The 14,868-nt window shown below is 37.2% G+C and carries 8 protein-coding genes; 3 read left to right on the top strand and 5 right to left on the bottom strand.

The window, feature by feature from the left end; translation table 11 throughout:
* Nucleotides 1-9: 9 nt before the first annotated feature.
* Nucleotides 10-768, bottom strand: coding sequence for a hypothetical protein (locus tag WC623_RS14790; RefSeq protein ID WP_372852373.1), 759 nt, complete (start codon nt 766-768; stop codon nt 10-12).
* Nucleotides 768-1,337 carry an RNA polymerase sigma factor gene (locus WC623_RS14785; protein ID WP_372852371.1) on the bottom strand — a complete coding sequence of 190 codons (570 nt, stop codon included), beginning with the start codon at nt 1,335-1,337 and terminating at the stop codon, nt 768-770. Before WC623_RS14785 ends, WC623_RS14790 begins: the two co-directional genes overlap by 1 nt.
* Before the next feature lie 177 nt (nt 1,338-1,514).
* Between WC623_RS14785 and WC623_RS14780 the strand changes: the two genes are divergently transcribed.
* The 3 genes from WC623_RS14780 to WC623_RS14770 all read left to right on the top strand — a co-directional run bounded on the left by WC623_RS14780 (nt 1,515) and on the right by WC623_RS14770 (nt 7,428).
* Nucleotides 1,515-2,501 carry a hypothetical protein gene (locus WC623_RS14780; RefSeq protein WP_372852369.1) on the top strand — a complete coding sequence of 329 codons (987 nt, stop codon included), beginning with the start codon at nt 1,515-1,517 and terminating at the stop codon, nt 2,499-2,501.
* A 122-nt stretch (nt 2,502-2,623) separates the two neighbouring features.
* Nucleotides 2,624-4,726, top strand: a complete 2,103-nt coding sequence (locus WC623_RS14775) for a PKD domain-containing protein (RefSeq protein WP_372852367.1) — start codon at nt 2,624-2,626, stop codon at nt 4,724-4,726.
* Between the two features lie 41 nt (nt 4,727-4,767).
* Complete coding sequence (locus tag WC623_RS14770; protein ID WP_372852365.1) at nt 4,768-7,428, top strand: CHAT domain-containing protein; 2,661 nt, start codon at nt 4,768-4,770, stop codon at nt 7,426-7,428.
* On the opposite strand, the gene glgB is transcribed toward WC623_RS14770, so the two are convergent.
* The 3 genes from glgB to WC623_RS14755 form a co-directional block, all read right to left on the bottom strand.
* The gene (glgB, locus tag WC623_RS14765; RefSeq protein WP_372852363.1) at nt 7,403-9,313 is read right to left on the bottom strand and encodes a 1,4-alpha-glucan branching protein GlgB; all 1,911 of its coding nucleotides are present in this window, start codon (nt 9,311-9,313) and stop codon (nt 7,403-7,405) included. The genes WC623_RS14770 and glgB overlap by 26 nt on opposite strands.
* On the bottom strand, nt 9,313-11,781 hold the full coding sequence (locus WC623_RS14760; protein ID WP_372852361.1) for a glycoside hydrolase family 31 protein: 2,469 nt from the start codon (nt 11,779-11,781) through the stop codon (nt 9,313-9,315). Before WC623_RS14760 ends, glgB begins: the two co-directional genes overlap by 1 nt.
* 171 nt (nt 11,782-11,952) lie before the next feature.
* Nucleotides 11,953-14,835 (bottom strand): TonB-dependent receptor, encoded by a 2,883-nt coding sequence (locus WC623_RS14755; protein WP_372852359.1) that lies wholly within the window; start codon nt 14,833-14,835, stop codon nt 11,953-11,955.
* Between the last annotated feature and the right edge of the window lie 33 nt (nt 14,836-14,868).

Raw genomic sequence — 14,868 nt, 5'->3', positions numbered from 1 at the left:
CTTTATGTTTTACAGCATTTTGATAAGCTCTTGTGCTTTATCAAAATTGCTAGTTCCAGAAGGAATTTTTTCCATCCATGCTATTGCATCCCGATTGTTTTTTTCTTTAATATAACTTAAAGCTATATAATATGCCGCATCATATTTAAACACCGATGCTCCATCATATATTTTTGTTAAAACTGTTCTTGCTTCAACAGTCCTCCCTGTTTCAATAAGCGATACACCATAATAATAAGCAACCATAGAATTTTCTGGACTATCTGCATATTCCTTTTGTAAAATATCAGAAGCTGAGATAAAATCACCGGAATTATAAAAATCCGCGGCCTTTTCCAGGTTATTTTTATTATCCTCACCACGTTCCACTACAGACATTTCTTTACTGATAGCATATTTTTCGTACAGTCCAGCCGACCAGGGTGCCCAAACCAATAAACCAATAATTAAAATAGCAGCAACACTCATCCATTTTAAATAAGGCTTTATTGAAATTATTTTAGGAGTTGTAATAGTTTTTGTCTCTAAAAATATTTCATCTTTAAAATATTCTTTATTTAATGAGGCTAGTGTTGCTTCAACCTTTGCATCTGCCTCAGATGGGGCAATCCTCATTTTTAATGTCTGATGAACATTTTTATATTCAGCAAGCATTCCCTGCAGTTCAGGATCTGTTTGAATAGCAAGCTCAAACTCCGCCTGCTCTTGGTGCTCCATGTCGCCCTCAAGGTAACGTGCCACAGCTAATAATTTCTCCTCGTTCATCATTATTCTTCCGTTTTATCAGATTGAACCATTTTTATCAGAGATGCCATGCATTCAGATTTCTTTTTTCTCAGGTAACCATAAGTAACACCAAGGGTTTCGGCCACTTTTTCCTGTGCTTCACCTTTCATGCTCCATGAAATGATTTCTTTGCAGCGTTCTCCTAATTTTTCAAATGCTTTGAAAAACAACTTCGACTGCGCTTCCTGCTTTTCCAGATCATCTGCATTTGCAAAAGTATCTTCTCCGATATGTAATAAATCCTCCTCACTATTTGTTACCGGTAGAATCGATCTTTTTTTTAATTCATTCAACCATTTACGCTTACAGATCAATAAGATATATGGCTCAAATGGACAGGTGAGTTCCAATGTTTTATATTTCGCCTGCTTATACACGTCCATCAAGGCCTCTTGAAAAATATCTCCGGCATCGTCTTCACTCCCGCTATTGAATACAATCCAGGATTTTACTTTAACCGCGCAACGCTTATAGATCTCATTAATAACCATGGTATCATTATTTACCAGGCCAATAATAAAACGCTGATCAGAATGTATGTTTTTAGCCATTAACGAATTTATAAAGGATCATCTAATCACGAATTTATAAATCTTTTGATAGCTGAGTGAAAAAAATAATTAAAGATGGGGGTAACAATTTCTGAAGTGCATTGATATCTATTCAAATCATCCAATGGCGGACGCTGAAAAGCCTGAAAAGAGTAAGCAAATTTAAAAATTAGAACCATGAAATCTTTAAACTTAACATCAGCATTATTTATCGTATTGATTGCTTTAGGCATAGCCTGTAAAAAAGAAAATCATGGCGGCGATAAGAACACTACAAAATCAGCTAAAGAATTTACAGCCAAATATGGCGCTCAAAAACAAGTTAAAGAAATTAACGCTTCAGCGCTTCCTCAAACTATTACCTTTTTAGACGGTACAAAAATAACTTTCCCGGTTGGGTCCTTAACTAAAGGAGGTGTTCCAGTAACCGGAACTGTACGTGTAGAAGTTTATGAAGTATTAAAAAGAAGCGGTATTATTTTCTCTGGTGCAAATACCAATCATTCATCTGGCGCCCCACTTTCTTCTGATGGTTTCATCTTTATTGATGTAAAATCAAATGGTGTAAGTGTAGATCAAAATCTGATTGTACCAGTTCAAATCGCAATTCCTGCAAAAAGAGATGGTAGTACTCAACTTTGGGTTGGGGTAGATCAGGAAGGTAAGCCTTTAGTAGCTGATGAAGACAACAAAATGGCATGGGCTGATCCAAGAAAAGGTGATGGTGCCGGTCCAAATGGAGTAGTTGCTGTTCAAAATGCTTTTACCTTTAATTTTGGAACACTAGGATGGATTAACTGTGATGTCTTTTATAACTATACTAACCCTAAAACTACGGTAAGAGTTGAAGTTTTAAATAATCCGGGTTCAATGGCAAGTTTCTTCTCTTACACAGGTGAAACTTACGTATACTTTTGTGCAAAAGGTAGCAACGTAGTCGCTCAATTATATACTCCTGATGGCCCGAGTAAAGTAAAAAGCTATGATAATATGATGCCAATTGGTTCAGAAGGCCGTATGATTTCTTTCTCAATCAAAGATGGTAAATTCTACTATGCAGCACAGGACATCACTATTTCCGCTAATCAAAATATAACACTGACACTTGCAGAGACTACAGAAGATGCAATTCAAACCGCCATAAATAGTCTTAATAATTATTAGAAATCCCTATGAATGCGCTATCACGGTAAGGCCCCTATAAATGGGGCTTTGCCTTTTTCTATTTATTTTTAATTGCAACTACGCTCTGATTTATAAATATATTGTTAAATTCATTTTCAATTATGAAAAGACGGCTACAATTGCACTCACTATTTTTCGGAACCGTTTTAGCACTCTCGTCGATAGTGTCCGACTTACATGCACAAACTACTCAACCTCCGGTAACAAAAACACTTCCTGTATTGACTTTGCCAGAGGATACTGTTCCTGCAATTATTCATCATACTACAGAGAATGGAGTAGTAAAGTTCAGTTCTACATTACGAGCACTCAGAAAGATTGCCGGTGCTCCTGAACCTTTTTATTCTTATTTCTGGGAATTTGGAGATGGTCAGTTTTCATTTGAAAAAGAACCTCAGCATATTTATCCTAATGACCAGACATACAATGTACGTTTATATGCCACTAACAGTTACGATGATGGGAAACGTCCTCCAACCAGGCCCAAACCTCTGAAACCTGGAAGTAGCAGACCTGTATTGGCTGCTATAAATCCGGCTGGAGGGTCTCAGTTTTTTAAATCAGGTGGCACTATTGAAATGAGAACCAATTGCATGCCTAAACCAGGAGATGATATGATGCTGGTTTTAGGTTACCGCAATAAACTTGAAAATGGTATTGCCAGCTTAAATGGCACCTTATCCATTTTATATAATGATAAAGAATTTAACAAGGATAACTTTGAACTTGCCGAAAGTCGTACATATAACCAGGAAAAGGAAACCACATTAAATCAACGGGGAAGCTATACTTCATTAAAGGTAAATAAAACACCTGTTTATTATGCTGCACTAAAAGGCCCGAATATGAATGATTTTATCGGAGAGAAGTATAATAACCTTGTAATAGACCCTGAGGGCACAGCTTTGATCAAGGAAAAAATGGATGCATATAGGAAAAATCAAAGCTGGAAATTTGAAAATCTTAAATCCGGAGAGGAGAAGTTTATATTCCTTAATTTCAAGACTACCCCGGAAATGATTAAAGACACCAATGCAGTAATAAAACTTACAGGCGTCTTCATGCCCGACAATCCTTTAGCTGCAACAGAACTTTTCACCATAGAATTGCAAATTGTTGCTTCTCATGACCCCAACAAAATGATGCTGAAAAACAGCAGAATGAATTTCCGTTTTACAGGAAAAAACAGAAAATTAACCTACAAAGTAAAATTCCAGAATACTGGTAAGGGACCCGCAAAGAAAGTAGATGTGGGTGTTGCTATTGCTGAAGTACTTGATAAAGGCTCAATAGAAATACTAGACTCAAAACCGAAAATCACTCCAGGCAAACCTACCTATGTCAACCAGAGTTATCTGGATACCATTAGTCGGGCCGATAGTATTCACTTTGTATTTAACAACATTTACTTACCTGGAACCCTGCAAAAAGGTGTTAAAGATGCCGATTCTACCATGGGTTTTATCGAATACAAAATAGGTTTCAAAGAAAAGCCTAAAAAGTTGCCTTTTAAAAGTGGAGCAGCAATTGTCTTTGATAAAAATGAACCTATTTACACAAACAAAGCCACAGGAAGATACAAAATGGGTTTATCTCCAGGTATTATTGCTGGTTATGGCTTCCCTTTTAAGAATGGAAATACGCCTTTAACAGGACAAAAAAACATCACCTTTGGACTAAGTCTTGCACCTTATGCACCTCATAGGTACTACTGGCAGGTAGAAGTATATGCAAGTACTTTTGCTGAAAAAGAATATCCAGTCACCCAAATTATGGGTAGTGAGAGACTAGTCCCCATTGAGGTAAATGGCAAGCTTCAGGAAGCAAGGTTAAAATACGCAGACAGTACGGTAACAACTAAAGTAATGACCATTAATATTGTTCCGTTGCAAATGCGTTATAATTTTAACAAATACTTCGGTGCAGGTATAGGCACGATGGTTTCTATTGATGTTGATAAGCAGTCGACCCCTAAAAAAGAAGCTCACTATGAAGTACCAAATGCTGTTGGGGTAGGTCAGGAGGTCATTATAGAGAAAGCTTTTGATAAATTGAGCAGTAGCTTTAAAGATTTTCAAAACACCATGTTTGCCGATATACAAGTAGGCAAGGTACGTGTAGGTCCTGCACTTGGTTTTAGATACATGTATACCTTTCAGGGTAATGGGAACAGGCTAATCACTTATTTAACGTGGAAGTTTTAACTAAAATCCTACTGATTTGCTTTTCCTTTCCTGGCTTTGCAATGGCACAAAAGCCAATCGCCCACACACAAGTAATTGCTAAAACACTAGACTCCTTAAAAAAAGAAGACAATTTATCGGATTGGTTGTATACAAGAATAGATTACAGCTATACTACCCCACGGCAAAGCCTTCCCTTCCTGATGAATACGGAAAAAGAAATGTGGCGTAAACCCAACTCTACTTCTGAAAAAGAAGCATGGTTAATGCTCTTAAGTAATCAGGGTTATAATCAAATGTATACTGGCAATATCCTCAATTCTATCAATTGTTATGAGCAAGCTTATAATTACGTTGTTAAACATAAATTGAATGTAGAGGGTATTGCAGATTATGTGTTAAAGCCCTGGGCAAATAATTATACACGCCTGGGTGATTATGAGAAAGCGTTATTTATACAGCAAAAGACACTTGACTATGCTAAGAAAGAACATAATGATGAATTAGCGATTTCTGTTTACAACAACATGGCTATTTCTTATCGTTCATTGGGTGATTTCAAAAAAGCAGAAGAATCCATTCGATTAGGGACAAAAAAGACAAATGCAAATACGGTATCATTGGTACTGTTAGACAATACACTTGCTGATATCTATAATGATAAAAATGAGCTTGATCGCGCAGAACAAGTCATTAAAAGAAATATTATTCGCCAACAGAAACTAAAAGCAAATTTTGAAACGGCTTACTGGCTCTTAAGCAGTTATATTACGGCTGGTGATATTCAACAAAAAAAACAGAAGTTTGCAAATGCACAAAATAGTTATAAGCGTGCTTTAGCTATTAATGATCAATATTACAAAGGAAACAGACTTAGAGAAAAAGCTTATACGCTTATACAACTTGGTAAAATTAAACTTGCACAGAAAGACGCCGTTCAGGCTATTGACTTCTTTAATCAGGCACTAACAACATTCGGACTTACAGATTCTATTCTACTGTTCAACAAGGAAAGAATATTTGGAGACAATCGTCTGATCGATGTTTTCTATCAGAAATCAATCGCCTACAATCAAGTTGGACAGGATAAGCTGGCTTTAGAGAATATTCGATTATCATTACTATCTGCTGATAGGATTCGCTTTGAATTAGCAGATGTAAAAACCAAACAACGTTTCCAATCGGCCACAAAAGACATGGCAGAAAAGGCTATTGGCATTGCTTTCCAATTACTTGAAAAAACAAAACAACATCAATATGCAATCATTATTATTGATATAATAGAACAAACACGTGCTCGCACTTTATTGGATGATATTCGAAGAAATCAGCAACAACTTACTTTATCGACCAAAGACCCCCTATTTGAGCAGAAAGCTAAACTTGAGCAAGCTATTGCTTATAATGAAAAAGAACTTTTACAGGGTACAGAAATCTCAATTGAGGTTGAAAAACGTAATTCCGAACTGAAGTTTAAACTAGAAACTCTTGAAAAAGATTTAGTAAGACGTTATCCATCATTGGCTATAAATAAAGACATTAGTTCTGCTAAAAGATTATTGTCCCAGTTGCCATCGAACATTCATTTTTTAGAGTTTTTTTCTGGCAAAGAGTACCTTTATGTAGCAGAAATCTATAAAAATCGGGTGAAACATGTTAAAAGAGTCGCTAATGCGGAACAAGTAAAGAAAGACATTTTTGATTTTGTACACACCTATTATCACCATGGTCCGGCAGCTATGATGAACCAGCCGGAAACTTTTTTCAAATCATCAAATCAAATCTATAACGCTTTACTAAAAGACTTTAACTTTCACAATAACGACAAATTGATCATTATCCCTGATGAGATAATAGGTTATCTTTCCTTTGATGGTTTAATTACCGATAATAAATACAAATCTAATATTTCCGAATGGCCATATCTTATTAAAAATCTTTCCGTTTCTTATGCCTTTTCTATTCAGACATGGATTAATCAATCAAAAAAAAGAAGTTATCCTGAAAAAAAATTCGCAGGTCTGTTTATCACGCATCAGAATAAAAGTAAGCAGCATATTCCTGCAGTAGCCAAAGAAGCAGAAGCAATAGAAAAGATTATTGATGGTGATTTTAGAAAAGACAATGACGCACAAGTAAAAGATTTTTTCAATTCCTTTGATAAAGCTGGGGTTTTACACATCAGTACCCATTCCTATCTATCGGGTGTACAAAAAGAGCCTACATTAGCCTTTGATGATGCTGAGGTTTTCTTATTCGAATTATCAGCCAGAAAAGCAGCTCCAGACCTGGTAGTACTCAGTGCATGCAGAACCGCGGATGGTGTCATGAACAGCGGCGAAGGAATCATCAGTTTAAGTAGAGGTTTTGCTGCCATAGGAACAGGTGGTACCATTGCAGGTTTATGGAATGTAAATGATAAAGCAGCTTCAGAAATTACAGTTAATTGTTATAACAATATATTACAAGGTCAGAAAATCAGCACAGCATTACAGCTGGCAAAACTACAATGGCTGGAAGATAAACAACGTCCTGTACAGGAATTTCTCCCTTATTATTGGGACGCATTAATTTATATGGGCTACGACCAAAATATTGATTTAAAGCCTGCGCGTAATCACTTTACATATTACGCGCAGCTTGGAGCACTGTTATTAACTGCTCTTTTAGGAATCTGGTTTCTTGTAAAAAAGAGATCTATTTCTCCTGTTTCAAAATTGTAACTCCCAATGGCGGAATATTTAATAAAATAGAGTATTCCCTTTCATGACAGCCTACCTTTTCAGCTGAGATTAATTTATTATTCAGCTTTCCGCTACCAAAAAACTCTTTCGCGTCCGTATTAAAAATTTCTTTCCATTTGGCTTTAAAAGGTATACCTATACGGTATTTCTCTCTGTAAACAGGTGTCAGATTCAAGATTACAATTAATGTATCTTTTGCTTTCTTCCCTTTTCTGATGTAGACATAAATGGAGTGTCTTCCATCATCAGCACTAATCCATTCAAACCCTTCATAGGAAAAACTATGTTCATACAAAGCGGGTTCTGATATATAAAGTTTATTTATCGCACGAACCGTTTTCTGCATTCCTAAGTGTGGCGCATGCTCCAGCAAATGCCAGTCTAGTGAATTTTTAAAATCCCATTCATGAGTCTGCGCGAATTCATTACCCATAAACAATAACTTAGTACCCGGATGTGTAAACATATATGCATAAAGTACCCTTAGGTTAGCAAACTTCTGCCATTCATCACCAGGCATTTTATAAATCATAGATGATTTACCATGTACCACTTCATCATGTGAAAACGGAAGCATAAAATTCTCCGTGAATGCATATGTAATACTAAAAGTAAGCTGATAATGATGGTATCTGCGATTTATAGGGTCATTTTTAAAGTACTTTAATGTATCGTTCATCCAACCCATCATCCATTTCATACCAAAGCCTAAGCCCCCATCATGTACAGGATGCGTAACCCCAGGATAGGTACTGCTTTCTTCGGCAATCGTGTGTACCCCATCATAATTCCCATACACCGCTATATTCAGATCTTTAAGAAATTGTATGGCACCAAGATTTTCGGAACCACCAAATTCATTTGTAGCAGCTTCTTCGGCCTTTCTGGAGAAGTTGAAATAAAGCATAGAAGCAACAGCATCTACCCTTAATCCATCAATATGGAAATGATCAAGCCAATACAAGGCATTACTAATTAAGAAGGACCGCACCTCATTTCTATCATAGTTGAAGATATAAGATTTCCAATCAGGATGAAATCCCTTTCTCATATCAGAATGCTCATACAAATGGGTACCATCAAAATGATAAAGACCATGTGCATCCCCAGGAAAATGCGATGGAACCCAATCTAATATAACTGCAATATTATTTTTGTGTAGCTCATTGATCAGGTACATTAATTCCTGTGGGGTACCATGTCTGGAACTCGCTGCAAAATACCCTGTAATCTGATACCCCCAGGATGGAAAATAAGGATATTCCATAATCGGCATTAGCTCTACATGTGTAAAACCCATATCCAATACATAAGGAACAAGACTATTCGCTATTTCCACATATGTCAACACCCTATCCGGCTCACTAGGATCACGTTGCCAGGATCCCAGATGCACTTCATAAACCGACATTGGTTTATCTAAAGCATTTAACTTTGGTCTTTTATTTAACCATGCTTTGTCTTTCCATTTATAGTCATTATCCCAAACTATGCAAGCTGTTTTAGGGGGGTGTTCCCATCTTTTTGCATATGGATCACCCTTTTCAACTTCTAGTCCGTCAAAACCTTTAACCAGAAATTTATACATATCCCCTTTAGATACGCCAGGGATAAATCCCTCCCAGATACCAGAACTATCCAACCGGAGGTTTAATGGATGACTGGTCCTATTCCATTCATTAAAGTCACCAATAACATGTAATTTCTGCGCATTTGGCGCCCAGACTGAGAAATAAACTCCCGCAACCTCATTAACAACAATAAGGTGTGCACCAAACTTTTCGTAAAGGCGGAAGTGCTTGCCAGATACAAATAAAGAAATATCAAATTCAGTAAATAAGCTATGTGCAAGCACTTTCCTCATCAGTTATATATTTTTATACTAGTGAAATTCTTATTTGATTTAAAACGCAGACAGTTGTTTTCATCAATCTGATAATCAACAACATCATTCTCATCAACTGTGATCTTATTTACATTAAATGGCAATCCGATAATTTTAAAATCGTACAGCTCATAATTTGGTGTGTAAAGGCCGTCTACAGTTTGCTCGATATTCATTAAATACTGCGTTCCTTTAACGTTAAACTTCTTTTCCGAATAGATATCCTGCTCATACGCAAAAGTATCTCCATGATCTTCAAACAAGAAAGAGTTTACCTCGTAATCGCTATAATAAATATTCAACAAAACTTCATCAATATTTTTTTCACCGACATACTGCATTACAGGATATTCTGGGATTACAGAACCTGCTCTTACAAACAAAGGCATCTGATCTAATGGAGCCTGTATATTGTGCTCACTTTCTCCTTTTAATATTTCATGTGTCCAGAAGTTATACCATTTGCCTTTAGGCAGATATACCATTCTTGATACAGCTCCTTGTTCTAATACAGGACAAACTAGAATTTTATCGCCAAATGTAAACTCATCCTGACGGAAACTCGTACTTGCATTCTCTTGCTCCAACATAACCAATGGTCTGAGGATAGGGAATCCATAACGGTGGTGTTCCCAAAAAACCGAGTACAAGTACGGCATTAACCTATAACGTAATTCTATATAGGTTCTGTTGATACTTGTATATGGTTCTCCAAAACTCCATGGTTCACGCTCAGCCGTATCTCCAGCAGAGTGAGCACGCATAAATGGAGAGAATGTACCTAACTGAATCCACCTCGTAAACAACTCGCCATCTGGCTCTCCACTAAACCCACCTATATCTGTTCCACAAAATGGCACTCCTGAAATAGACATTCTCTGACACTGGATATTTCCTATTTTCAAATGCTCCCAGGTTGCCACATTATCTCCTGTCCAAACACAGCCATAGCGTTGCATACCTGAATACCCTGCACGAGTTATGGTAAATGGACGCTTGTTCCGCATTAACTTTTTAAGGCCATCGTATGTAGAACGCACCATTTGCATTCCATACACATTATGTGCCTTGCGGTGCGAACCACGATAACCATCGAAGTTATGCCTTACATCATTAGGGAAAGTACCTGAACCAAATACTGCCGGCTCATTCATATCGTTCCATACACCTGCAACGCCTATATCGACCATCTCTTTATACAATTTACCCCACCAGTCTCTTACAGCTGGATTCGTAAAATCTGGAAACTGACACCTGCCTGGCCAAACATGTCCCTCCATAAAGTAATCGTCACTTCTTCTACAGAAAAAATTATTTTCCTTACCTTCCTTAAACACCCAGTAATTATCATCCACTTTAATCCCCGGATCAATCATCACCACCGTTTTAAAACCATCATTTGCCAGCTCCTTAATCATCCGCTTAGGATCAGGGAAATGATTTTTATTCCAGGTAAAACAACGATAGCCATCCATATAATCAATATCCAGATAAATAGCATCACAAGGGATATTTCTAGACCTGAAGCCTTCAGCTATTTCCTTTACCTTTTTCTCCGGATAGTAACTCCATCTACACTGATGATAACCTAATGCCCATTTTGGTGGCATTGGATGGGTACCGGTAAGCGTTTGATATCTTTTAACCACGTCCATCAAATGAGGACCATGAATATAATAATATTGCAATTCTCCACCATCAGCCCAAAAGCTGGTCTTATTTTGATCTTCTTTACCAAAGTCAAAATAAGAACGGAAAGTATTATCGAAAAATATACCATAGGCGGCCTGATGATGTACCCCGGTATAAAAAGGTATGGTACGGTATAAAGGATCCTGGTCCCAACCAAAAGAGTAGGCATCTGTATTCCAGTTTTGGAAATGTCGTCCTCTTAAGTTCATGTTACCAGATTTATCGCCCAGTCCAAAGAAATTCTCATCAGGAAGACATTTTTTGGTAGCATACACATAATAACCGCCAAATTCAATATTCTCTTCCCAGTGCATAGCAGAATCATCTTCACTCATTACCATCTGGCTACTGTTTTCAACAAAAGAGATATTGAAATCACTCTTTCTGACCTTGCAGGTTATGGTATTAGTTGAAATGGCATAATAATCATCCAGATTTTCCAACTTAAAAGTAGTTACCTTCTGGTCTACTACTGGAACTGCATATGAAAAGTCCTCTAGAAAAACACCATGCGGTGCCATTCTTACCCTAATTATCTCATCGCTAACTACTCGGATTTCAACACGAGCATCACCATCTGATAAATAGAACTTGTTACCTTCGGCATGAACCTGCTGTACAGCACTTAGGTATTTTTTAACGATTGGCTTAGGCCCTGAAACAGGATTATTTAAATGCTGTACAGTTTCTTCTGTTTCAGCTCCTGCAACTACATTCTCGTTTATGTCGTTTTGTTGATTATTTAATTCTTCCATGAAAACCCCTCATTAAGTAGAAAAAACACGAGTCATTTTACTTCGTGTACTTTATACAACTAAGGTGTTAAAATTTCTATTAAAACCAAAGAGTTATTATCAGATAAAATTAAGGCAACAAAAAGGCCCTGACGTGAATGTCAAGGCCTTAAACTTAAAAAAAGAATATTTTTATGGATTAAATGTATACGACACATAGTACAATGCACCTACTGAAGGGTTACCATATGAAGTGAAATAGTATTTATTCAGAAGGTTTGAACCACCAATTTTAATCATGGAATTCACAGATGGAACTTTAAGATTAACCTGTGCATCTATAGTGCCATATGCAGGAACTTCGCCAGATGAAAATGAGCTGTTCCAGTAAAATTTCTCCTGCCAGCGATATGCGGCATTAAAACCGACATTTTTAATGATTTCCTTGTTTCCGAAACCTAAATTATAACGCATTTTAGGTGTGTTAAAATCATTAATATAACCATCAGGAAGATCTCCAATCTCATTATAAGATACGTTTCCACTCAAATTAAACTTACCAAGCAAATAATCTAAACCGAGTGCAGCACCATATGAGTCTACTTTTCCTTTGGCATTAACAGGCACTCCGAATTTAGTGAAAGTACCATCCTTATTGTCCTGATATACATCAACAGCTGTAATAAAGTCTTCATAAGTATTATAATATGCATAAGCATCTATCATGAACTTAGGACCTAATAACCCTTTATAACCAACTTCATAGGCTTGGACACTTTCCGGACGAACCCCCTTAGGATCAAAATCATAAACTTTTAACAATGATGGATTTGGTGTTCCATTAGCTGCAGAAGCAAGGAAAGCCCGATAACTTACGTCTGTGTAGGGCTTATTGGTAAATAAGGAATACTTGTTTAAACTGGAGGGCAAGCCACCTATTAAACGTTGCGAACCACCTCCAACAGAAAGGTCAATATATTGATTTTGAGTAGTAGGATTACGATATCCTGTTTGATAAGAAAGACGGATGTTATTATTTGGAGCTACCGTAAATACACCGGTTACCCTTGGGGTAAAACGCCCTTCAAAATTACTACTCTTATCATATCTTCCGGATACGGTTAGTTTTACTTTTTCATTGAACATTTTTTTCCCCAATTGGGCAAAGGCTCCATACTCCTTAATATCAATTTTATTATTCAAATCGTCGAATATTGTACCACCAGAACGTAACTGAAAAATACGATAGGAAGACCCTAACTGAAACTCCACTACATTATTAAAGGCATTACTGAAATTGTACATGCCTTCATAATGATAAAGGTTCGTTTTATCGTTAAACTTAGCACCATATTCTCTTTTCTCGAAATCTGTACTAGCAATTGTTGTATTCATAATTTTATCCTTCGCGGCTTCAAATTGTGGCGAACCAGGTTCAAAACGTCCCTGATTAGCAACAGTTCTGGCCGCCGCATGTGCTTCTGCATCAGTTTTACCCAAAGCTTTTGCACCGATATAATTTCCTACATATTGAGGGAACCAATCTTTTGAAGCCTTAGATTGTTCATTTATATAACTCCCCAAAATTGAAGATATATAAGAGTCACCTGATCTTTCCTGGGTAGTATACCCTTTAATAAAGAAATCTTCCCCTTTCAATTCCAGCTTAAATTGACCGATACTGAAATTACGTAATGAATAACGGTCGGATCCGGTATAAACAGAAGTTCCTGTTCCCCAATTTGCCTGTGCAATACCTTCAATGGTATTGGTAAACTTATAGTGTAAGGATCCTGATGCTTTTAAGGATTGTGTTTTATAATCTACAAGATAACGCTCGTCATATCCTGTTCTTGACACATTCTGATCTGGAAGCAATCCTGGGTTGGCTAAACCCGCAACAAAGGGCTTAAACCTCGCATCAGTACTCAAAAAGCCATTGAGAGCCGCTAAACCATTTGGGTCAGATTTAAAAGCTGCAATCTGGCTTGCGGTTGGCGGAACAGGTAAATTCAGGGCAGCCTGTACGAAACCAGATGTACCTGCATTTAATACCGCTTGTGCTACATTTTTCATATTCTGACTGACCTCATCTCCGTAAACATTCACACCGTCATAATTTGGATCTGAATTTCTATCACCAGCTTTAACCTGGCGTGAATTTCTGTCAAAATTTTTAAAGTTATCCGCTTGCCAGTCCTGCGCCTGAAGGAATGAGAAAGTACCTTTTACTGCAAACTTATTGTTCCATGCTTTTGCCATGCGAACATCTAACTGATTAAATTGCTGATTGCTTGTATTGGCATCATTCACATGATTAACTCCTGTCTTAAAAGAAAAACTTGCACCTTGATAGTTAAATGGATTTTTTGAAGTCATTAACATTGTACCGCTAATCCCTCCAGCACCATACAAAGCCGAAGATGCACCTGGCAGCAACTCCACATTATCTAAATCAAGATCTGAAATACCAATGATATTACCTACGGAGAAATTTAAGCCTGGTGCCTGGTTGTCCATCCCATCCACATATTGATTGAAACGAGTATTACCGTTTGAGTTAAATCCACGGGTATTAACTGATTTAAAAGTTAAACTTTGAGTACTGATCTCTACTCCTTTCATATTCGCTAAAGCATCATAAAAAGAAGGGGCGGAAAGCTCCTTAATAGCTGCCTGGCCCATGCGTTCTACAGAAACCGGTGATTCAAGAATTCGCTCTGGTGTCCGCGACGCTGAAATTACGACCTCCTGCCCTAAAATAACTGCTGGCTCCAATTCAGTTGTTACGCCTGAACTATTACCTGTAATCTCCCGCTCTACCGATGTATACCCCAAAAATGAGATGACCAGGATAAAGGGAGCTTTTCTTGTTGTACTAAATGAATACCTGCCATTTGCATCTGTTGCCGTTCCACTGGTAGTGCCTTTTACTGTGACCCCAACACCTGGTATTGGTTGCTTAGTAAGCTTGTCGGTAACCAAGCCACTAATAACGACACTTTGTGCCTGAGCCGACAAGCCGGCCAGACATAATAAAAGTGCATAGGTCGCTTTTGTAAACATTTTCTTCATACAATTTAATTAAGTTTTGATTTAACATAAACT

The sequence above is a fragment of the Pedobacter sp. genome (genome assembly GCF_041645105.1).
Taxonomy (GTDB): domain Bacteria; phylum Bacteroidota; class Bacteroidia; order Sphingobacteriales; family Sphingobacteriaceae; genus Pedobacter.
This window is presented reverse-complemented; position numbering and strand designations above follow the sequence as displayed.